16 protein-coding genes and 1 pseudogene are annotated in these 22001 nt (G+C 66.0%); 12 read left to right on the top strand and 5 right to left on the bottom strand.

Annotated elements, in window-relative coordinates:
• Positions 1–534 precede the first annotated feature (534 nt).
• Positions 535–1206 (top strand): annotated as a pseudogene (locus APT63_15165) (hypothetical protein).
• A 228-nt stretch (positions 1207–1434) separates the two neighbouring features.
• On the opposite strand, the gene APT63_15160 reads toward APT63_15165, so the two are convergent.
• Positions 1435–2829: a class II fumarate hydratase gene (locus tag APT63_15160; protein ID AMA46850.1), complete on the bottom strand. Its 1395-nt coding sequence runs from the start codon at positions 2827–2829 to the stop codon at positions 1435–1437.
• A gap of 154 nt (positions 2830–2983) precedes the next feature.
• On the opposite strand from APT63_15160, the gene APT63_15155 reads away from it, so the two are divergent.
• The 7 genes from APT63_15155 to APT63_15125 all read left to right on the top strand — a co-directional run bounded on the left by APT63_15155 (position 2984) and on the right by APT63_15125 (position 11014).
• Complete coding sequence (locus APT63_15155) at positions 2984–3508, top strand: hypothetical protein (GenBank protein AMA46849.1); 525 nt, start codon at positions 2984–2986, stop codon at positions 3506–3508.
• 10 nt (positions 3509–3518) lie between these two features.
• Complete coding sequence (locus APT63_15150; GenBank protein AMA46848.1) at positions 3519–3818, top strand: BolA family transcriptional regulator; 300 nt, start codon at positions 3519–3521, stop codon at positions 3816–3818.
• A 108-nt stretch (positions 3819–3926) separates the two neighbouring features.
• Complete coding sequence (locus APT63_15145; GenBank protein ID AMA46847.1) at positions 3927–4862, top strand: hypothetical protein; 936 nt, start codon at positions 3927–3929, stop codon at positions 4860–4862.
• Positions 4863–4865: 3 nt separating this feature from the next.
• Entirely contained in the window at positions 4866–5498 is a 633-nt protein-coding gene (locus APT63_15140) for a disulfide bond formation protein DsbA (GenBank protein AMA46846.1), read from the top strand.
• Positions 5491–7323 (top strand): ABC transporter ATP-binding protein, encoded by a 1833-nt coding sequence (locus tag APT63_15135; GenBank protein ID AMA46845.1) that lies wholly within the window; start codon positions 5491–5493, stop codon positions 7321–7323. The genes APT63_15140 and APT63_15135 overlap by 8 nt, the downstream gene beginning before the upstream one ends.
• 397 nt (positions 7324–7720) lie before the next feature.
• Positions 7721–10174 (top strand): PAS domain S-box protein, encoded by a 2454-nt coding sequence (locus tag APT63_15130; GenBank protein AMA46844.1) that lies wholly within the window; start codon positions 7721–7723, stop codon positions 10172–10174.
• Between the two features lie 39 nt (positions 10175–10213).
• Positions 10214–11014 carry a TenA family transcriptional regulator gene (locus tag APT63_15125; protein ID AMA46843.1) on the top strand — a complete coding sequence of 267 codons (801 nt, stop codon included), beginning with the start codon at positions 10214–10216 and terminating at the stop codon, positions 11012–11014.
• On the opposite strand, the gene APT63_15120 is transcribed toward APT63_15125, so the two are convergent.
• From APT63_15120 to APT63_15105, 4 genes are all read right to left on the bottom strand, one after another.
• Positions 11001–11741 (bottom strand): YciK family oxidoreductase, encoded by a 741-nt coding sequence (locus tag APT63_15120; protein AMA46842.1) that lies wholly within the window; start codon positions 11739–11741, stop codon positions 11001–11003. The genes APT63_15125 and APT63_15120 overlap by 14 nt on opposite strands.
• Before the next feature lie 558 nt (positions 11742–12299).
• Positions 12300–12971, bottom strand: a complete 672-nt coding sequence (locus APT63_15115) for a phosphoglycolate phosphatase (GenBank protein AMA46841.1) — start codon at positions 12969–12971, stop codon at positions 12300–12302.
• Between the two features lie 2 nt (positions 12972–12973).
• Positions 12974–13672, bottom strand: coding sequence for a bifunctional 3-demethylubiquinol 3-O-methyltransferase/2-polyprenyl-6-hydroxyphenol methylase (locus APT63_15110; GenBank protein ID AMA46840.1), 699 nt, complete (start codon positions 13670–13672; stop codon positions 12974–12976).
• Between the two features lie 64 nt (positions 13673–13736).
• Positions 13737–15062, bottom strand: coding sequence for an N-ethylammeline chlorohydrolase (locus tag APT63_15105; GenBank protein ID AMA46839.1), 1326 nt, complete (start codon positions 15060–15062; stop codon positions 13737–13739).
• Between the two features lie 109 nt (positions 15063–15171).
• On the opposite strand from APT63_15105, the gene APT63_15100 reads away from it, so the two are divergent.
• The 4 genes from APT63_15100 to APT63_15085 all read left to right on the top strand — a co-directional run bounded on the left by APT63_15100 (position 15172) and on the right by APT63_15085 (position 21920).
• The gene (locus APT63_15100; protein AMA46838.1) at positions 15172–16248 is read left to right on the top strand and encodes a methylthioribose-1-phosphate isomerase; all 1077 of its coding nucleotides are present in this window, start codon (positions 15172–15174) and stop codon (positions 16246–16248) included.
• 590 nt (positions 16249–16838) lie between these two features.
• Positions 16839–19604, top strand: a complete 2766-nt coding sequence (locus tag APT63_15095; protein ID AMA46837.1) for a DNA gyrase subunit A — start codon at positions 16839–16841, stop codon at positions 19602–19604.
• A gap of 136 nt (positions 19605–19740) precedes the next feature.
• The gene (locus APT63_15090) at positions 19741–20826 is read left to right on the top strand and encodes a 3-phosphoserine/phosphohydroxythreonine aminotransferase (protein ID AMA46836.1); all 1086 of its coding nucleotides are present in this window, start codon (positions 19741–19743) and stop codon (positions 20824–20826) included.
• Positions 20826–21920, top strand: a complete 1095-nt coding sequence (locus APT63_15085) for a prephenate dehydratase (protein AMA46835.1) — start codon at positions 20826–20828, stop codon at positions 21918–21920. Before APT63_15090 ends, APT63_15085 begins: the two co-directional genes overlap by 1 nt.
• Positions 21921–22001 lie beyond the last annotated feature (81 nt).

Genomic DNA, 22001 nt, shown 5'->3' with positions numbered 1-22001 from the left:
AGGTGAGGGCATTCAATAAGGCCTCCACCTACAGGGCACAAGACAATGGAAAAGACAGACGCGATCGAGCACGGCGCGGTGTCCCCCTTCATGCATCCCGGCATCAAGGTCAACGTCCACTACATGAGCACCTTCGTCGGCAGGAATCTGGACAAGGAACCGTGGAAAAGTGCCTATGAGAAAGTCGTCAACGACTATCTGGGTCGCGGCTCGAAGAACTGGCAACCCAAACCCAGGCACCAGGTCGAGTGTGGCGCCTACAGCAACCCTGATCTGGGGTGCACCGACGAAACGCGCGATGCGCAGGCCGCCTACGGGCAAGCGCTGCTGTGGACCATCACTGGCGATCGGGACTACGCCGCCACGTCCATCCGCATCCTCGATGCCTGGTCTGCCAATCTGACACAGGGCCATGTCGGTGAAAATGCCAGGCTACAGGCCTCCTGGGCCGCTTCGATCTTTACCTGCGCCGCCGAAATCCTGGTCCATACCGACGCGGGTTGGAGCAGCCAGGGCCAGCAAGCCTTCAAGACCATGCTGAAGACCCAGTTTCAGCCGATCATCGAAAAACTGTTCTACGGCGAAGGCTGGTTGCGTGATATCTGGGCAAGCAACTGGCGCGCGACCGGCATCGAGGCGCTCTACTACATTGCCATCCATACCGACGACCTTGCGTTAGCCGCCCGCAGCCTGCAGTTCTGGAAGGACCATCTGGTCGCCCAGATCTATCTGGAGACCGACGGCCCGGTCCCCCGGTTACTGCCCAACTGGAGCAGGCAACCCACGGAAGAGGAATTCAAGGTCGCCTGGGGTCGACCCTGGCGCTTCATCGACGGTTTGAACATCGAAACCTGTCGCGACTTCGCCCACACGGCCTATGGCCTGGCCTCGACCATCAATGTGGCCGAAACGGCGTTGATGCACGGTATCGATCTCTATCAGGACACCGAGACCCAAGCGGAAGAACGCCTCACCAAGGCCATGGAGCTGCATTGCGGGTACGAAAACATTGCGCTGATGCCAGACCTGAGCACGCAGTACTCAGGCTTCAAGCTCAGTGCGCAGTGGACATTCGAGATCGCCTATACCCATTACGCGGTGCGCTTGGGCAGGCACCTGCCACAGACCCGCGCGTTCATCGCCCGGCATCGTCCTGCGCAGGGCGATTTCCACTACATGTGGGAAACCCTCACCCATGGGTACCCCGAGGTCGGCTGTGTCGCGTGCTGCAAAGACACTCACCCGATGTCTCTGCGCTACCCTGAGCAAGGGCCGGCCGACGATTGCGAGCACTGCGAGGCCATACGCGAGCGCAGCAGAGCCGTACGGCAGTCAGCGACATCGTTTTTCAAGCGTCTGCTTAAGCCCGGCAAAAGCCTTTGAGCCGAGGAGGGCGCCGCGATGGGGGGCGGCGCCCGGACCTCGGCCTTACGATCAGCCTCTGCTGCCCGGCGCCAGCATCTGCTCGGGCCGCACCCACTCATCGAACTGCTCGTTGGTCAGGTACCCCAACGCCAGCGCGGCTTCACGCAAGGTCAGCCCCTCGCCATAGGCCTTCTTGGCGATCTCGGCCGACTTGTCGTAGCCGATGTGCGGGTTCAGGGCCGTCACCAGCATCAGGCCACGCTCCAGGTGCTCGGCCATCTTCTCGGCATCCGGTTCGATCCCCGTCACGCAATGCTCGGTGAAGTTGCGGCAGCCGTCGGCCAACAGCTCGATCGACTGCAGCAGGTTGTGGATGATCACCGGCTTGAACACGTTCAGCTGCAGGTGGCCCTGACTGGCGGCAAAGCCGATCGTCGCATCGTTGCCCAGCACCTGGCAGGCCAGCATCGACAAGGCCTCGCACTGGGTCGGGTTGACCTTGCCCGGCATGATCGAGCTGCCGGGTTCGTTGGCCGGCAGGCGCACTTCGGCCAGCCCGGCACGTGGGCCGGAGCCGAGCAGGCGCAAGTCGTTGGCGATCTTCATCAGCGCCACCGCCAAGGTCTTCAAGCCACCGGCCAGGCTGGTCAGCGGCTCATGCCCGGCCAGTGCGGCGAACTTGTTCGGTGCGGTGACGAACGGCAAGCCCGACAACGCCGCCAGTTCGGCCGCCACTGCTTCGGCAAAACCCTGAGGCGCGTTCAGCCCGGTCCCGACCGCCGTGCCGCCCTGGGCCAGCTCGTACACCGCCGGCAGGCTGGCGCGGATGGCGCGCTGGGCATAGTCGAGTTGCGCGACGAACGCCGACACTTCCTGGCCGAAGGTGATCGGCGTGGCGTCCATCATGTGGGTACGCCCGGTCTTGACCAGGTGCTGGTGGCGCGCGCCCAGCTCGGCCAGGCCGGCGGACAGCTCGGCGATCGCCGGCAGCAGCTGCTCGTGCACGGCCTTGGCGGCGGCGATGTGCATGGCGGTCGGGAAGCAGTCGTTGGAACTCTGCGAGCGGTTGACGTGATCGTTCGGGTGCACCGGCGACTTGCCGCCGCGGCCTTGCCCGGCCAGTTCGTTGGCCCGCCCGGCGATCACCTCGTTGACGTTCATGTTGCTCTGGGTGCCGCTGCCGGTCTGCCAGACCACCAGCGGGAACTGCGTGTCGTGGTCGCCCGCCAGGACTTCGTCCGCCGCCTGTTCGATCAACCGGGCCAGGTCGGCCGCCAGGTCGCCGTTGCGATCGTTGACCCGTGCGGCAGCCTTCTTGATCAGCGCCAGGGCGTGCACCACCTCGATCGGCATGCGCTGCTGACCGATGGCGAAGTTGATCAGCGAGCGTTGCGTCTGCGCCCCCCAGTAGGCCTCTTGAGGAACTTCGACCGGTCCCAGGCTGTCAGTTTCGGTACGGCTCATGCTGCTCACTCCTTTGTGGTGTGTATCCGCAGTTTTAGGCCCTGATCCATTCGAGCGGTTCCATCGCTCGTCACCCGCTTGAGCCCTGGGCCCTTCGAGGCGCAGAATGCTCTACCCCGAGGTGCTACCTCGCCTGTCAGATGAAGGAAGTGCAATGACCCGTCTTCGTGCCCTCTGCGCCGCCGTGGCACTGGCCTGTGCCAGTGGCCAGGTACTCGCCGACACAGCCAGCCACAACGCCAGCGCCGAGAAATTCCTCGCCCTGGCCAACGCCGACAAGCTGGGCACCCCGGTGTACATGCAGGTCCAGCAGATGTTCGCCCAGCGCTTCGAACAGACCAAGGCGCCTGCCTCGAAGAAAGCCGTGCTCGACAGCTATCAGGCCAAGGCCAATGCCGCGCTGGAAAGCGCCATCGGCTGGAAGAAGCTCAAGCCCGACATGGTCAAGCTGTACACCACCAGCTTCACCGAGGACGAGCTCAAGGAACTGGTCAAGTTCTACGAGTCGCCGGTCGGTCGCAAGGTGATGCGTGAAATGCCCAAGGTCACCCAGCAGTCCGCCCAGCTGACCCAGTCCAAGCTGGAGCCGGCCGTTCCGGTGGTCAACAAGCTGCTCGAGGACATGACCAAGGAACTCGACCCGAACGCCGGCAAGGCTGCCGCGCCGGCGAAGAAGTGAGCCCGGCACGATGACCATGCAGCAACGCATCGAGCACAGTCTGGCCCTGCTGACGCCCGAGCACCTCGAGGTGCTCGACGAGAGCCACATGCACAGCCGTGGCCAGCAGACGCACTACAAGGCGATCATCGTCAGTGCGCAGTTCGCCGGCCTGAACAGCGTCAAGCGTCACCAGAAGGTCTACGCCATCCTGGGCGCGCTGATGGGCGAGTTCCATGCCCTGGCGCTGCACACCTACACCCCGGAAGAATGGGCACAGGTCGGCGCCGCGCCGGCCTCGCCCGTCTGTGCAGGCGGCAGCCGGCACTGATTCGTTCGCCGGAATTTGCTAGACTTCGAAGCGCGCCGCCCGTCGGCGCGTTTTTCGTTTGTCGTCCGGTCCGCCCCTTGCGCGGGTGACCACCTGGAGAATCCCTGCATGTCCCAACCGATCGTCGTCGCGGCGCTGTACAAGTTCGTCACCCTGAAAGACTACGAGGCCCTGCGCGAGCCTCTGCACCAGGCCATGCTGGCCCATGACGTCAAAGGCACGCTGCTGCTGGCCGAAGAAGGCATCAACGGCACCGTCTCGGGCACCCGTCAGGGCATCGATGCCTTGCTCGCCTGGCTGCGCAACGACCCGCGCCTGGTCGACATCGACCACAAAGAATCCCTCTGCGACGAGCAGCCGTTCTACCGCACCAAGGTCAAGCTCAAGAAAGAGATCGTCACCCTTGGCGTGCCGGGCGTCGACCCCAACCAGGCGGTCGGGACCTACGTCGAGCCCAAGGACTGGAACGCGCTGATCAGCGACCCTGAAGTGCTGCTGATCGACACCCGCAACGACTACGAAGTGGCCATCGGCACCTTCAAGGACGCCATCGACCCCAAGACCACCAGCTTCCGCGAGTTCCCCCAGTACATCAAGGAGCACTTCGACCCGAGCCGGCACAAGAAGGTCGCCATGTTCTGCACCGGCGGCATCCGCTGCGAGAAGGCCTCCAGCTACATGCTCGGCGAAGGTTTCGAGGCGGTCTATCACCTCAAGGGCGGCATCCTCAAGTACTTCGAGGAGGTGCCCCAGGAAGACAGCCTGTGGGAAGGCGACTGCTTCGTCTTCGACAACCGCGTCACCGTGCGCCATGACCTTTCCGAAGGTGACTACGACCAGTGCCACGCCTGCCGTCACCCGGTCAGCGTCGAGGACCGGGCCAGCGAGCATTATGCGCCAGGCATCAGCTGCCCCCATTGCTGGGACAGCCTGAGCGAGAAGACCCGTCGCAGCGCCATCGACCGGCAGAAGCAGATCGAGCTGGCCAAGGCCCGCAACCTGCCGCACCCGATCGGGCACAACTACCGCAAGGCCGAGGCCTGATCCATGAGTGCACGCCTGCTCTATGTGATGGACCCGATGTGTTCCTGGTGCTGGGGCTTCGCGCCGGTGGCGCAGGCCCTGATCGAGCAGGCGGCGCAGGCCGGGGTCGACACCTGCCTGGTGGTCGGTGGGCTGCGCCGGGGCAGCAGCGTACTGGATGCCTCGACCCGGCGTTACATCCTCGACCACTGGCAGGCCGTCAGCGAGGCGACCGGGCAACCGTTCGCGTTCGAGGGCGCCTTGCCGGACGGTTTCGTCTACGACACCGAGCCGGCGTGCCGGGCCCTGGTGGCGGCCCGTGAACTGGACGCTTCGCGCCTGTGGCCGCTGCTGGTACTGATCCAGAAGGCGTTCTACCAGGCGGGGACGGACATCACCCGCGCCCCGCAACTGGTGGCGCTGGCCGAGCAGGCCGGGTTCGACCGCGAGCGGTTCCGCATCGCCTTCGACCAGGCCGATACCCGCGCCGCCACCGAGGCCGATTTCGCCTGGGCGCAGCGCCTGGGGATCGCCGGCTTCCCGACCTTGCTGGCCGAGCGCAACGGTCAGCTGGCCTTGTTGACCAACGGCTTCCAACCCTTGGAACGTCTGCAACCCTTGCTGGCCCGTTGGCTGGAGCAGGCAGCCTGTGCTTGACCTGCCCGGCTCGCCCGAGCCGCCCGCCGGGGCCTCGCCCAAAGCGGCCGACCGCCTGAGCTGGGCCGAGATTCGTCGCCTGGCGCTGCACCACCGCAAAGCCCTCTGGGCCGCCAACCTGATCGCCGTGTTCGGCGCCTTGTGCAGCGTGCCCATTCCGCTGCTCTTGCCGCTGCTGGTCGACGAAGTGCTGCTGGGCAACGGCGACAAGGCCCTGAACTGGATGAACCGACTGTTGCCTGCCGACTGGCAGGTGCCGGTCGGCTACATCGGCCTGATGCTGGGCGTGACCTTCTGCCTGCGGCTGGCGGCGCTGGCGTTCAACGTCGCCCAGGCGCGCCTGTTCGCCGGGCTGGCCAAGGACATCGTCTACCGCCTGCGTATCCGCCTGATCGAACGGCTCAAGCGGATTTCGCTCAAGGAATACGAGAACCTGGGCAGCGGCACCGTCGCCACGCACCTGGTGACCGATCTGGACACGCTGGACAAGTTCGTCGGCGAGACCCTGAGCCGGTTCCTGGTGGCCATGCTCACCCTGACCGGCACCGCCGCCATCCTGATCTGGATGCACTGGAAGCTGGCGCTGCTGATCCTGCTGTTCAACCCGCTGGTGATCTACTGCACCGTGCAGCTGGGCAAGCGGGTCAAGCACCTGAAGAAACTGGAGAACGACAGCACCGCCCGCTTCACCCAGGCGTTGACCGAAACCCTCGACGCCGTTCAGGAGATCCGTGCCAGCAACCGCCAGGGGTATTTCCTCGGTCGCCTGGGCCTGCGCGCCCGTGAAGTGCGCGACCGGGCCGTCGCCTCGCAGTGGAAGAGCGATGCCAGCAGTCGCGCCAGCGGGCTGCTGTTCCAGTTCGGCATCGACCTGTTCCGCGCGGCGGCCATGCTCACCGTGCTGTTTTCCGACCTGTCCATCGGGCAGATGCTGGCGGTGTTCAGCTACCTGTGGTTCATGATCGGGCCGGTCGAGCAGCTGCTCAACCTGCAATACGCCTACTATGCCGCAGGCGGGGCCCTGGGGCGGCTCAACGAGCTGCTGTCTCGCGAGGACGAACCGCACTTCGCCAGCGCCACCGACCCGTTCGCCGGGCGCACCACGGTGGGGATCGACGTACGCGATCTGCGCTTCGCCTACGGCGACGAGCCGGTGCTGGACCAGCTGAACCTGTCGATCGCCCCTGGCGAAAAAGTCGCGATCGTCGGCGCCAGCGGGGGCGGCAAGAGCACCTTGGTGCAGTTGCTGCTGGGTCTCTACAGCGCCCAGGCCGGCACCATCCGCTTCGGTGGCGCGAGCCTGCAGGAGATCGGCCTGGAGACCCTGCGCGAGCAGGTGGCCGTGGTGCTGCAACACCCGGCGCTGTTCAACGACAGCGTGCGCGCCAACCTGGCCATGGGCCGCGACTGCACCGACGAGGCCTGCTGGGAGGCCCTGCGCATCGCCCAGCTCGAGCCGGTCATCGCTGCCCTGCCGCACGGCCTGGACAGCATGGTCGGCCGCTCCGGAGTGCGCCTGTCCGGCGGGCAGCGGCAACGCCTGGCCATCGCCCGCATGATCCTGGCCGAACCCAAGGTGGTGATCCTCGACGAAGCCACCTCGGCCCTGGACGCGGCCACCGAGTACAACCTGCACCAGGCGCTGGCCCGCTTCCTCAGCGGCCGCACGACCCTGATCATTGCTCACCGGTTGTCAGCGGTGAAGCAGGCCGACCGCGTGCTGGTGTTCGATGGCGGGCAGGTGGCCGAGGATGGCGATCATCAGCAGCTGATCGCCGAGGGTGGGCTGTATGCCAAGCTGTATGGGCATTTGCAGCAGAGTTGAGGGGAGGAGGCGTGCCTGTGGCGCAGGGGGCGCTGGTTTTACGGGTCCTTTGGACCCGATCGCGGCCGGTCCGGCGCCCCGGCAGGGGCCGCTCCTACACCTGTAGCCCCACCGCAGGGTTGCAGGCTATCGCGATCCCTGTAGGAGCGGCCCCTGTGCCGCGATCGGGCCTGAAGGGCCCGCAGATCAGCCATCTCCTTCCATCAGATACTCCATCCTACGCCCAGAAACCTTCACCACATTCCCCCAATCACGCCCCCCACCCCACAACCCCCGTCGTCCCCCGCCGACCGGGGCTTTGCGGGTCGCAAAAAAGCTGCCACAGTCATGGCACATCGCCTAGGCTGTGCTGGGCCAGGCGTTATCCAAGCCGTAAACGTCGCACGACAAGGACCCCATGAAGGAACATCGGACGCTCGACACACCAAGACTGCTCGGCATCATCTGGCCGTTCATCGCCGTGGTCGCGTTTCAGGTCCTGCTCGGCAGCCTGAGCCTCTACGCGCTGTCCGCCGTGCGCGCCTACGTGGCTGGTGAAAGCCTGTGGTCCAAAGGCCAGAAAGACGCCATCTATTACCTCAGTCTCTACGCCGATACCCACGACGAACGGATCTTCCAGAGCTACCAGCGCGCCATCGCCATCCCCTTGGGCGGCTACCAGCTGCGCAAGGCCATGGACCAACCCGAACCCGACCTGGAGGCTGCCCGCGAAGGCATCCTGCTCGGCGGCAACCACCCCGCCGACGTCACCCGGGTGATCTGGTTCTACCGGTACTTCCGCGACGTCAGCTACATGGACCAGGCCATCGACAAGTGGGAAGTGGGCGACAGCTACCTCATGGCGCTGAACCAGCTGGCCGGGCAGATGCGCCAGGCCTTCGACCAGGGGCCGGTGGAGGCCGCACGCATCGCCGACTGGAAGGCCAGGATCGCAGCCATCAACGACGACGTTACCCCGGCGGCCGTGGCCTTCAGCGATGCCCTGGGGGCTGGCTCACGCACACTGTTGAAGGTGCTGCTGCTGACCAACCTGGCCACCGCGCTGTTCCTGATCGCCCTGGCCTGGCGACGCTCGGCCCGGCTGCTGACCCAACGCCAGGCCTTCGCCAATGCCCTGCAGGCGGAAAAGGAGCGTGCGCAGATCACCCTGGCCTCGATCGGCGATGCGGTGATCACCACCGATGTCGAAGGCAGCATCACCTACATGAACCCGGCCGCCGAGCAGCTGACCCACTGGAACGCCGAGCACGCCCACGGCCTGCCCATGGCCGCGCTGTTCAGCCTGCTCGACGAGCCGGCCGCGCAGGAGAGCCACAACCTGGTCGAGCAGGTGCTGTCCGGCAACCTGCGTGGGGGCACCGAGCACACGCGCTGCATCCAGCGCCTGGATGGCAGCACCGTGTCGGTCAACCTGGTCGGCTCGCCGATCCTGACCGAAGGCGTGGCCAGCGGCACCGTGCTGGTGCTCCATGACATGACCCAGGAGCGCCAGTACATCGCCAACCTGTCCTGGCAGGCCACCCACGATGCGCTGACCGGCCTGGCCAACCGCCGGGAGTTCGAATACCGCCTGGAACAGGCGCTGAACGAACTGGCCCGCCAGCCGGCCCGACACGCCCTGATGTTCCTCGACCTGGACCAGTTCAAGCTGGTCAACGACACCTGTGGCCATGCGGCCGGTGACGAGCTGCTGCGGCACATCTGCGCCGTGCTGCAGTCCGGCCTGCGCGAGGGCGACACCTTGGCGCGACTGGGCGGCGACGAATTCGGCGTGCTGCTGAAGAACTGCCCGGCCGACCAGGCCGAGCGCATCGCCGAACACCTGCGCCAGCTGGTGCAAAGCCTGCATTTCGTGTGGAAGGAGCGACCTTTCGTCACCACCGTGAGCGTCGGTCTGGTGCACATCGCCCAAGGGCCGACCACCCTGGAAGCCTCGCTGCGCGCCGCCGACATGGCCTGCTACATGGCCAAGGAAAAAGGCCGCAACCGCGTGCAGGTCTACCATGCCGACGACAGCGAGCTGTCCACGCGCTTCGGCGAGATGGCCTGGATCCAGCGGCTGCACGTCGCCCTCGAGGAGAACCGCTTCTGCCTGTACGCCCAGGCCATCGTGCCGCTCAACGGGGAAGGCGACAGCCACATCGAAATCCTGCTGCGCCTGCATGACGAGAACGGGCGGACAATCCTGCCGGAGAACTTCATCCCTGCCGCCGAGCGCTACGGGCTGATGAGCGCGCTCGACCGCTGGGTGGTACGCAGCGTATTCCAGACCATCCGCCAGTGCCTGGACGACGGACACGAAGGCCCGTTGGCCATGTGCGCCATCAACCTCTCGGGCACCAGCATCGGTGACGACAAGTTCCTCGAATACCTGGAGCGCCAGTTCAGCGAATTCCGCATTCCGGCGCAGATGATCTGTTTCGAGATCACCGAGACCAGCGCCATTTCCAACCTGGGCAGCGCCATCCGCTTCATCAACCAGCTCAAGAACCTGGGTTGCCGGTTCTCGCTGGATGATTTCTGCGCCGGCATGTCGTCGTTCGCCTATTTGAAACATTTGCCGGTGGATTATCTGAAGATCGACGGCAGTTTCGTGAAGGACATGCTCGACGACCCGATCAACCGGGCCATGGTCGAGGTCATCAACCACATTGGTCACGTCATGGGCAAGCGCACCATCGCCGAGTTCGTCGAAACGCCCGTGATCGAAAGCGTCTTGCGGGACATCGGCGTAGATTACGCCCAAGGGTACCTGGTCGAACGTCCCCAGGCGTTCAATTGCGCCAGCCTGTATCCTCGACGCCCGGCCGTGGCGGTCGCCCGTCAGTCGGTGCCGGGGGCTTTTCGCTGAAACAAACGTTGTACATCACAAGGAATCAAGGAGCTGATCGTGAAAGATGCATTCGTTCGAGTCGGACCTCTCATGGACCCCGCCAGTTACCCCGCCTGGGCCCAGCAACTGTTGCGCGATTGTCATGAGAGCAAGCGCCGCGTGGTCGAACATGAGTTCTACCAGCGTCTGCGCGACGACCGGATCAAGCCGGCGACCATCCAGCAGTACCTGATCGGTGGCTGGCCGGTGGTCGAGCAGTTTTCGCTGTACATGGCGCACAACCTCACCCGCACGCGCTTCGCCCGTCATCCGGGGGAAGACATGGCGCGCCGCTGGTTGATGCGCAACATCCGCGTCGAGCTCAACCACGCCGACTACTGGTTGCACTGGGCCCAGGCCCATGGCGTCAGCCTGGCGGACCTTCAGGCGCAGGACGTGCCGTTGGAGCTCAACGCCTTGAACGACTGGTGCTGGCGCGTCTGCACCACCGAGCCGCTGGTGGTGGCGATCGCCGCGACCAACTATGCCATCGAGGGGGCGACGGGCGAGTGGTCGGCGCTGGTGTGCTCGACCGACACCTACGCCCAGGGCTTCCCCGAGGAAGGCCGCAAGCGGGCGATGAAGTGGCTGAAGATGCACGCCCATTACGACGACACCCACCCGTGGGAAGCGCTGGAGATCATCTGCACGCTGGCGGGCGAGCACCCGGACCCGGCGCTGTGCACCGCGCTGCGCAAGGCGATCTGCAAGAGCTACGACTGCATGTTCGTGTTCCTGGAGCGCTGCATGCAGATGGAGCTGGGCCAGGACGAGCACGTGCGGCCCACCCTGGCGGTCGCCGAGGCTATTGGGCGTTGAACGCCTGACCGTTGACCCCGGCGCTGTCCGGGCCCATCAGGTAGAGGTAGACCGGCATGATGTCTTCGGGTGCCGGGTTGTCCTGGGGGTTCTCGGCCGGGTAGGCCAGCGCACGCATGGCCGTGCGCGTGGCGCCAGGGTTGATGCTGTTGGAGCGGATCGGGGCGACGCCTTCGAGTTCGTCGGCCAGGGTCTGCATCAGGCCTTCGGTGGCGAACTTCGAGACACCATAGGCGCCCCAGTGCGCCCGACCCTTGCGCCCGACACTGCTGGAGGTGAAGGCGATCGACGCATCGCTCGACAGCCTGAGCAGCGGCAGCAGGGTGCTGGTCAGCAGGAACGTGGCATTGACGTTGATGTGCATGACGCGCATGAAGTGCTCGCCGGACAGCTGGTCCAGCGGCGTGCGCGGGCCGATGATCGAGGCGTTGTTGAGCAGCCCGTCCAGACGGCCGAACTGGGTTTCGATCAGGGCGGCGAGTTCGCCGTAGTGGTGCGGTTCGGCGGTTTCCAGGTTGAACGGGATCACCACCGGTTGCGGGTGGCCTGCCGCTTCGATCTGGTCATAGACCTCGACGAGGTTGGCCTCGGTCTTGCCCAGCAGCAGGACCGTGGCGCCATGGGCCGCATAGGCCCGGGCCGCCGCGGCGCCGATGCCGCGACCGGCACCGGTCACCAGGATGATACGGCCTGCGAGCAGGTCGGGGCGGGCGGTGTAGTCGAACATGGTGGGGTCTCCGGGTCGGGAAGGGTAGAAGGGCCGAACATCGGTCGGCGTCACAGGTGCCGCTTGCCTGCCAGGCGCCGCGTCGGCGAAGGCGAGGGCGTCTGTGCCGCCGCCATCGCCGGCAAGCCGGCTCCCACAGGACCAGCGAGGCCTGCGGTTCCTCAAAGGACCACTCTACCAGACACCCCGGTCATTTCATCGAATCCAGACCCTGCAGACCCGATCGCGGCTGGCCCCGCGCCCCGGCAGGGATCGCAACGCCAGTTTGTCAGATTGCACGATCCCCTGTAGGAGCGGCCCCTGTGCCGCGATTGGGCCCGCAGGGCCCACAAGATCAGCCATCGCAATGCAGCATGGATCTTCGGAACAGGACAGCCACCCCTGGGTAATCGCACTGGCTTGCCAGCTCGCCAGCTTGCCAGCTTGCCAGCGGTCACCTCCGCCATCACCCATGGCAGCACAGGCTATCGCGGTCACCTGTGGGAGCGGCCCCAGTGCCGCGATTGGGCCCGCAGGGCCCACAAGATCAGCCAATGCAGTGCAGCATGGATCTGCTCCTCAACACCCACACAACGCCCCATCAATGATCCGACGTAGATCCTGCGGCCGATCCACAACCACATCCGCCCCCCAATGATCGGGATTGTCCTGCGGATGAATGTACCCATAACGCACCGCCGCCGTACGCGTCCCCGCATCACGACCCGACTGGATGTCGCGCAAATCGTCCCCGACGAACAGCACGCTGCCCGGATCCAGGTTCAAGGTCTTGCACGCCAGGGTCACCGGCTCGGGGTCCGGTTTGCTGTGGGTCACATGGTCCGGGCAGATCAGCACCGCCGAGCGCTCGGCCAGGCCCAGCCGCTGCATGATCGGCTCGGCGAAACGCACCGGCTTGTTGGTCACCACGCCCCACAGCAGCTTGCCGTGCTCGAGGTCGGCCAGCAGCTGCTCCATGCCGTCGAACAAGCGGCTGTGCACCGCGCAGTCACGCAGGTAGCGCTCGAGGAACTCCAGGCGCAAGGCCTCGAAGTCCGGCGCGTCCGGGTCCATGCCGAAGGTGGCCGCGACCATCGCCCGCGCACCGCCGGAAATTTCGTCGCGAATGCGCGCGTCCTCGACCGGTGGCAGGCCGCGGTCGGCGAGCATGCCCTGGCAGATGGCGATGAAGTCCGGCGCCGTGTCGAGCAGGGTGCCGTCCATGTCGAAAAGTACCGCTCGCAAACGCATGCTCATTCCTCGCGCAGGGTCTGGATCATGTAGTTGACGTCGACGTCGCTGCTGAGCTTGTAGTGCTTGGTCAGCGGGTTGTAGGTCAGGCCGACGATGTCCTTGACGGTGAGGCCGGCCGTGCGGCTCCACACGCCCAGCTCGGAGGGGCGGATGAATTTCTTGAAGTCGTGCGTGCCGCGCGGCAGCAGCTTCATGATGTACTCGGCACCGATGATGGCGAACAGGTAAGCCTTGGGGTTGCGGTTGATGGTCGAGAAGAACACCTGGCCGCCGGGCTTGACCAGGCGATGGCAGGCGCGGATCACCGAGGACGGATCCGGCACGTGCTCGAGCATCTCCAGGCAGGTGACCACGTCGAACTGGCCGGGCATCTCTTCGGCCATGGCTTCGGCAGTGATCTGCCGGTAGTCGACCTCGACGCCGGACTCCAGCTGGTGCAGGCGGGCCACCGCCAGCGGCGCCTCGCCCATGTCGATGCCGGTGACCGTGGCGCCGCGCAGGGCCATCGCCTCGCTGAGGATGCCGCCGCCGCAGCCGACGTCCAGCACCTTCTTGCCGGCCAGGCCGACGCGCTCGTCGACCCAGTTGACCCGCAGCGGGTTGATGTCGTGCAAGGGCTTGAACTCGCTCTCGCGGTCCCACCAGCGGTGGGCCAGGGCCTCGAATTTGGCGATTTCGGCGTGGTCGACGTTGCTCATGGAACGGTCCTCTGAAACTTCGATGTCAAGGTGTCGGGCGGCGGCAGCCAGCGCTGCCGGCCGCTCAATGAAGGTGTTCGCCGATGCGCTCGCCCCAGGCGCGCGCGGTCTGGATCAGGGCGGCCTCGTCCATGCGCAGCAGGCGCCGGTCGTCGAGCAGCGGGCGCCCGGCGACCCAGACGTGCCGGACGCAGTCCCGGCCGGTGGCGTAGATCAGTTGCGAGACCGGGTCGTGCACCGGCTGCTGTGCCAGCCCCGAAAGGTCGAAGGCCGCAAGGTCCGCTGCCTTGCCGACCTCCAGCGAACCGATGACCGCCTCCAGGCCCAGCGCCCGGGCGCCATTGAGGGTCGCCATGCGCAGGGCGCGGTGGGCGTCCAGGGCCGTCGCCGAGCCGGCCACGGCCTTGGCCAGCAGCGCGGCGGTACGGGTTTCGCCGAGCAGGTCCAGGTCGTTGTTGCTGGCCGCGCCGTCGGTGCCGATGGCCACGTTGACCCCGGCCTGCCAGAGCCGCTCCACCGGGCAGAAGCCGCTGGCCAGCTTGAGGTTGGATTCGGGGCAGTGCACCACGCTGGTGTTGCTCTCCACCAGCAGGGCCAGGTCCTCGTCGTTGACCTGGGTCACGTGCACGGCCTGCAAGCGCGGGCCCAGCAGGCCGAGGCGGGCCAGGCGCGCCAAGGGGCGCTCACCGTGCTGGGCCAGGGCGCGCTCGACCTCGTCGGCGGTTTCGTGCAGGTGCATCTGGATAGGGGCGTCAAGCTCGTCGGCGATGACCCGGACCTTCTCCAGCGTCTGGTCGCTGACCGTGTAGGGCGCATGCGGGCCCAGGGCGATGCTGATGCGCGGGTGGTGACGCAGTTCGCTGTACAGCTCGACCGCCGCGTTCAAGCCTTCGTCGGGCGTCGCCGCGCCGGGGATCGGGAAGTCCAGCAGCGGGGCGGCGATCTGGGCGCGAATGCCGCTGCGGTGCACCCGTTCGCAGGCTTCGCGGGGGAAGAAGTACATGTCGGCGAAACAGGTGATGCCGCCCTTGAGCTGCTCGGCGATGGCCAGGTCGGTGCCGTCGCGCACGAAGGCTTCATCGACCCAGCGTGCCTCGGCCGGCCAGATGTGATCCTGCAGCCAGGTCATCAGCGGCAGATCGTCGGCCAGCCCTCGGAACAGGCTCATCGCCGCATGCCCATGGGCGTTGACCAGGCCCGGCGTCAGCACGCAGCCCGGCAGCTCGCGGGTCTCCTGGGCGATCGGCGCCTGCGCGCGGGGGCCGACCCAGGCGATCAGGCCATCGCGAATACCCAATCCTTGGTCCCGCAGCACCACCCCGGCCGGTTCGACGGGCACCAGCCAGTCGGGCAACAGCAGCAGGTCGAGGGGCAGGGCGGTCGTGGGCATGCGTGGGGCACCTGGGGCGATTTGACGTGAGCCGCAGTATACCCGAGCGCCCATCGCCCAGGGTCGCTATAATCGCCGGCTTTTGATGTTCGAACGACGGGGAGAGGCAATGCGCGAGCGACTGTTGGCGGCGGAAAAGGTGCGGGCGCTCGAGTGGCGAGACGGCGCCTTGCACCTGCTCGACCAACGCCTGTTGCCAGCCCGCGAGAGCTGGCTGACCTGCACCGACATCGACAGCGTGGCCGAGGCGATCCGTGGCATGGCCGTGCGCGGTGCGCCAGCCATCGGCATCAGCGCGGCCTATGGCCTGCTGCTGGCGCTGCGTCAGCGCCTGGCCGAGGGCGGCGACTGGGAGGTCGCGCTGGAAGAGGACTTCCAGCAGCTGGCCGAGTCCCGGCCCACGGCCGCCAACCTGTTCTGGGCCTTGAACCGCATGCGCGAGCGCCTGCTGCGCCTGCGTGACGGCGACGACGTGCTGGCGATCATGGAGGCCGAGGCGGTGGCCATCCACCAGAGCGACCGCGAAGCCAACCTGACCATGGCCCAGCATGGCGTCGACCTGATCCGCCGCCACCAGGGCAACGAACAGGTGGTGCTGACCCACGGCAACGCCGGCGCCCTGGCCACGGGCGGCTTCGGCACTGCGCTGGGGGTGATCCGTGCCGCTTACCTGGAAGGCATGATCGAGCGTGTGTTCGCCAGCGAGACCCGGCCCTGGCTGCAGGGCTCGCGGCTGACCGCCTGGGAGCTGGCGGGCGAGCAGGTGCCGGTGGTGGTCAGTGCCGACTCCGCCGCCGCCCACCTGATGAAGACCAAGGGCCTGACCTGGGTGATCGTGGGGGCGGACTGCATCACCGCCAATGGCGACGTGGCCAGCAAGATCGGCACCTACCAGCTGGCGGTCCTGGCCATGCACCACGGGGTACGCTTCATGGTGGTGGCGCCCAGCTCCACCATCGACCTGAACCTGGAGAGCGGCGAAGACATCGAGCTCGAGGAACGCGCCCAGAGCGAGCTGCTGGACCTGGCCGGTACACGGGTGGCGGCGCAGGTCGAGGCCTTCAATCCGGTGTTCGACATCACCCCGGCGGACCTGATCGACGTGATCGTCACCGAGAAGGGCGTCGTCGAGCGGCCGGACAAGGCCAAGCTGGCCCAGCTGATGTGTCGCAAGCGGTTGCATTGAAGGGTGGCGGCAGGGCTGTGCTTCTGCAGGTGTTCTGAAAGGGCGCAATCGCTGGTTTTGCGGGCCCTGGGGGCCCGATCGCGGCACAGGGGCCGCTCCTACAGGAGACCGCGCCGCCTATTTGTCAGCGTACGGGTACTTTGGCAAGAGCTTCCTAGCCGCACTCGGATAAAGCAGGCAGGCGCGGTCCCTGTAGGAGCGGCCCCTGTGCCGCGATTGGGCCTGCAAGGCCCATAAAACCAGCGCCGCCGTGCCTTTTATCCTGCACCCTTTCAGCAGCCCAGCCCCTCCCTCGCCGACCCAGGAAGCCCCACCTCGCAGGACACGTCCAGAAGCCCCGCCACGCCCCCCGGCAGCCACCCCGACACCCCCACCAAACCTACCCCTCGACCCTCCCAAGCCACGTCCTTTTGTGGTACCATCCGACAGTTTCCAAGGCCGCCCCTTGATGCGGCCTTCACTGCGCAGATCCGTGGCTCAATTCATTGATTTGTCGTATGTCGTCGCACCCCCTTCGTGCGCTGCGACGGCGAGCTTCGTGCGCCCCAGGGGGCGGCGGGGTTTCACCAGAAAAAGGAATCAGGCTTCTCATGGGCGAACTGGCCAAAGAAATCCTCCCGGTCAATATCGAAGACGAACTGAGACAGTCTTACCTCGACTACGCGATGAGCGTCATTGTCGGGCGGGCACTGCCCGATGCGCGTGATGGCTTGAAGCCCGTGCATCGTCGCGTTCTGTTTGCGATGAGCGAGCTGGGCAACGACTGGAACAAACCCTACAAGAAATCCGCCCGCGTGGTCGGTGACGTGATCGGTAAGTACCACCCCCACGGTGATACCGCGGTCTACGACACCATCGTGCGCATGGCGCAGCCGTTCTCGCTGCGCTACCTGCTGGTCGACGGCCAGGGCAACTTCGGTTCGGTCGACGGCGACAACGCCGCGGCCATGCGATACACCGAAGTGCGCATGTCCAAGCTGGCCCACGAGCTGCTGGCCGACCTGCACAAGGAGACCGTCGACTGGGTGCCCAACTACGACGGCACCGAGCAGATCCCGGCGGTCATGCCCACGCGCATCCCCAACCTGCTGGTCAACGGCTCCAGCGGCATCGCCGTGGGCATGGCCACCAACATTCCGCCGCACAACCTGGGCGAAGTGATCGATGGCTGCCTGGCGCTGATCGACAACCCCGAGATCACGGTCGATGAGCTGATGCAGTTCATCCCGGGCCCGGACTTCCCCACCGCCGGCCTGATCAACGGCCGCCAGGGCATCATCGAGGCCTACCGCACCGGTCGCGGGCGCATCTACATGCGTGCACGCTCCGAGGTCGAGGACATCGACAAGGTCGGCGGCCGCCAGCAGATCGTCATCACCGAGCTGCCCTACCAGCTGAACAAGGCGCGTCTGATCGAGAAGATCGCCGAGCTGGTCAAGGACAAGAAGCTCGAAGGCATCACCGAGCTGCGCGACGAGTCCGACAAGGACGGCATGCGCGTGGTCATCGAGCTGCGCCGTGGCGAAGTGCCGGAAGTGGTGCTCAACAACCTGTATGCCCAGACCCAGCTGCAGAGCGTCTTCGGCATCAACGTGGTGGCCCTGATCGACGGCCGTCCACGCCTGCTCAACCTCAAGGACCTGCTCGAAGCCTTCGTCCGTCACCGCCGTGAAGTGGTGACCCGTCGTACGGTCTTCGAGCTGCGCAAGGCCCGCGAGCGTGGCCACATCCTCGAAGGCCAGGCGGTGGCGCTGTCCAACATCGACCCGGTCATCGCGCTGATCAAGGCCTCGCCGACGCCGTCCGAAGCCAAGGAAGCCCTGATCGGCACGCCGTGGGAATCCAACGCCGTGCAGGTCATGGTCGAGCGTGCGGGTGCCGAATCCTGCCGTCCGGAAAACCTCGACGCGCAATACGGCCTGCGCGACGGTCGCTACTACCTGTCGCCCGAACAGGCCCAGGCCATCCTCGACCTGCGCCTGCACCGCCTGACCGGCCTGGAGCACGAGAAGCTGCTGGCCGAGTACCAGGAGATCCTCGAGCAGATCGGCGAGCTGATCCGCATCCTGAACAGCGCCCAGCGCCTGATGGAAGTGATCCGCGAAGAGCTCGAAGCCATCCGCGCCGAATACGGCGATGCGCGCCGCACCGAAATCCTCGATGCGCGCCACGACCTCAGCCTGGGCGACATGATCCCCGAGGAAGAGCGCGTGGTGACCATCTCCCACGGCGGCTACGCCAAGACCCAGCCACTGTCGTCCTACCAGGCCCAGCGCCGCGGCGGCAAGGGCAAGTCGGCCAGTGGCGTCAAGGACGAGGACTTCATCGAGCACCTGCTGGTCGCCAACAGCCACGCCACGCTGCTGCTGTTCTCCAGCAAGGGCAAGGTGTACTGGAAGAAGACCTACGAGATCCCGGAAGCCTCCCGCGCCGCCCGTGGGCGTCCGCTGGTCAACCTGCTGCCGCTGGAGGAGGGTGAGCGCATCACCGCCATGCTGCAGATCGACCTGGAAGCCCTGCAGCAGAGCGCCGACCTCGACGAAGAACTGGAAGAGGTCGACGACACCGTCCTCGAAGGTGAAGTGATCGAGCCCGAGGACGTCGACGAAGAAGACACCCCCGAGCTGGTCGCCGAGCCGACCGGTGCCTACATCTTCATGGCCACCGCGGGCGGCACGGTCAAGAAGACCCCGCTGGTGCAGTTCGCCCGTCCGCGCTCCAACGGCCTGATCGCCCTGAAGCTCAAGGAAGGCGACACCCTGATCGCCGCGGCCATCACCGACGGCGCCAAGGAAGTCATGATGTTCTCCAGCGCCGGCAAGGTCATTCGCTTCGCCGAAGGCATGGTCCGCGAGATGGGCCGTACCGCGCGCGGCGTGCGCGGCATGAAGCTGGGCAAGGGCCAGGAGGTCATCTCCATGCTGATCCCCGAGTCCGGTGCGCAGATCCTCACCGCCTCCGAGCGCGGCTTCGGCAAGCGCACGCCGCTGTCGAAGTTCCCGCGTCGCGGCCGCGGTGGCCAGGGCGTGATCGCCATGGGCACCAAGGGCCGCAACGGCAACCTGGTCGGCGCCATCCAGGTGCACCTGGGCGAAGAGATCATGCTGATCTCCGACCAGGGCACCCTGGTCCGCACCCGCGTCGGCGAAGTGTCCAGCCTGGGCCGTAACACCCAGGGTGTGACGCTGATCAAGCTGGCCAGCGACGAGACCCTGGTGGGCCTGGAGCGTATCCAGGAACCGGCCGAGGAAGAGCTCGACGCGCTGCTCGACGACGAGGCGCTGGACGACGCGGCCGACCTCGTGGCCGGAGAAGACGACGAGGCAGCGGACGCCGAGCAGGCCCCGCAGGAGTAACAGGCGACAAACCCGGACGGGGCAACCAAGGTTGCCCCGTTCGATTACTACAGCTGGCATGACCGCTGCAGCGCTGCCTTGCGGACGAGCAGCGGTCACGGTGTGTTCTATTTAGGTAGGCAGAGCGAGAGTGGATGTGAGCAAACGAGCCTTTAACTTCTGCGCAGGCCCGGCCGCGCTTCCCGAAGCGGTCCTGCGGCGTGCCCAGGACGAGCTGCTCGACTGGCGCGGCAAGGGGTTGTCGGTGATGGAGATGAGCCATCGCAGCGACGACTACGTGGCCATCGCCGAGAAGGCCGAGCAGGACCTGCGCGACCTGCTCAGCATCCCGTCCAACTACAAGGTGCTGTTCCTCCAGGGCGGTGCCAGCCAGCAGTTCGCACAGATTCCGCTGAACCTGATGCCTGAAGGCGGCACGGCCGACTACATCGACACCGGCATCTGGTCGAAGAAGGCTGTCGACGAGGCCAGCCGTTTCGGCCACGTCAACGTCGCGGCCAGCGCCAAGGCCTACGATTACCAGGCCATTCCCGGGCAGAACGAATGGCAGTTGAGCCAGAACGCGGCCTATGTCCACTACGCTTCCAACGAGACCATCGGCGGCCTGCAGTTCGACTGGGTGCCGCAGACCGGCGACGTGCCGCTGGTGGTGGACATGTCCTCGGACATCCTCTCGCGCAGCATCGACGTCTCGCAGTTCGGCCTGATCTACGCTGGCGCGCAGAAGAACATCGGCCCCAGCGGCCTGGTGGTGGTGATCGTGCGCGAAGACCTGCTCGGCCATGCCCGCAGCAGCTGCCCGACCATGCTCGACTACAAGATCTCGGCCGACAACGGCTCGATGTACAACACCCCGGCGAGCTACTCCTGGTACCTCTCCGGCCTGGTCTTCGAGTGGCTCAAGGAGCAGGGCGGCGTCGAGGCCATGGAAGCGCGCAACCGGGCGAAGAAGGACCGTCTCTACGGCTTCATCGATGCCAGCGCCTTCTACAGCAACCCGATCAGCACCAGCGCCCGGTCGTGGATGAACGTGCCGTTCCGCCTGGCCGACGAGCGCCTGGACAAGACCTTCCTGGCGGGCGCCGACGCCCGTGGCCTGCTCAACCTCAAGGGGCACCGTTCGGTGGGCGGCATGCGCGCGTCGATCTACAACGCCCTGGGGATGGATGCGGTCGAGGCACTGATCGCCTACATGAGTGAATTCGAGAAGGAGCACGCCTGATGTCCGAGCAGGAACTCAAGGCGCTGCGGGTCCGCATCGACAGCCTCGACGAGAAGATCCTCGAGCTGATCAGCGAGCGCGCCCGCTGCGCCCAGGAAGTGGCGCGGGTCAAGACCGCGACCCTGGCCGAAGGCGAGAAGCCGGTGTTCTACCGGCCCGAGCGCGAGGCCCAGGTGCTCAAACGGGTCATGGAGCGTAACCGTGGCCCATTGGGCAACGAAGAAATGGCCCGGTTGTTCCGCGAGATCATGTCGTCCTGCCTGGCCCTGGAAGAGCCGCTCAAGGTCGCCTACCTCGGCCCTGAGGGCACCTTCACCCAGGCCGCGGCCATGAAGCACTTCGGCCACGCCGTGGTCAGCCGGCCCATGGCGGCCATCGACGAAGTGTTCCGTGAAGTGGCGGCCGGTGCCGTCAACTTCGGTGTGGTGCCGGTGGAGAACTCCACCGAGGGCGCCGTGAGCCACACCCTGGACAGCTTCCTCGAGCACGACATGGTCATCTGTGGCGAAGTCGAGCTGCGTATCCACCATCACCTGCTGGTGGGCGAGAACACCAAGACCAACAGCATCACCCGCATCTACTCCCACGCCCAGTCCCTGGCCCAGTGCCGCAAGTGGCTGGACGCGCATTACCCGAACGTCGAGCGTATCGCCGTGTCGAGCAATGCCGAGGCGGCCAAGCGGGTCAAGGGCGAGTGGAACTCGGCGGCGATCGCCGGCGACATGGCGGCCAACCTGTATGGTCTGGAGCGCCTGGCCGAGAAGATCGAGGACCGCCCGGACAACTCCACGCGGTTCCTGATGATCGGCAACCAGGAAGTGCCACCGACCGGCGACGACAAGACCTCGATCATCGTCTCCATGAGCAACAAGCCCGGGGCCTTGCACGAGCTGCTGGTGCCGTTCCACCAGAACGACATCGACCTGACCCGCATCGAGACCCGGCCTTCGCGCAGCGGCAAGTGGACCTACGTGTTCTTCATCGACTTCGTCGGCCACCACCGCGACCCGCTGATCAAGGCCGTACTGGAGCAGATCAGCCAGGAAGCCGTGGGGTTGAAGGTGCTGGGGTCGTATCCGAAGGCGGTGCTTTGAGCCGTTGACATTCAGAGGCTGTGAGGTCGCTGTGCGGCCTATCGCGGCACAGGGGCCGCTCCTACAAAGTGATTGCGCTCA

It is taken from the genome of Pseudomonas monteilii (assembly GCA_001534745.1).
Lineage (GTDB): Bacteria > Pseudomonadota > Gammaproteobacteria > Pseudomonadales > Pseudomonadaceae > Aquipseudomonas > Aquipseudomonas alabamensis.
The sequence above is the reverse complement of the archived record's forward strand: the minus strand, read 5'-3'. Positions and strand labels throughout refer to the sequence as shown.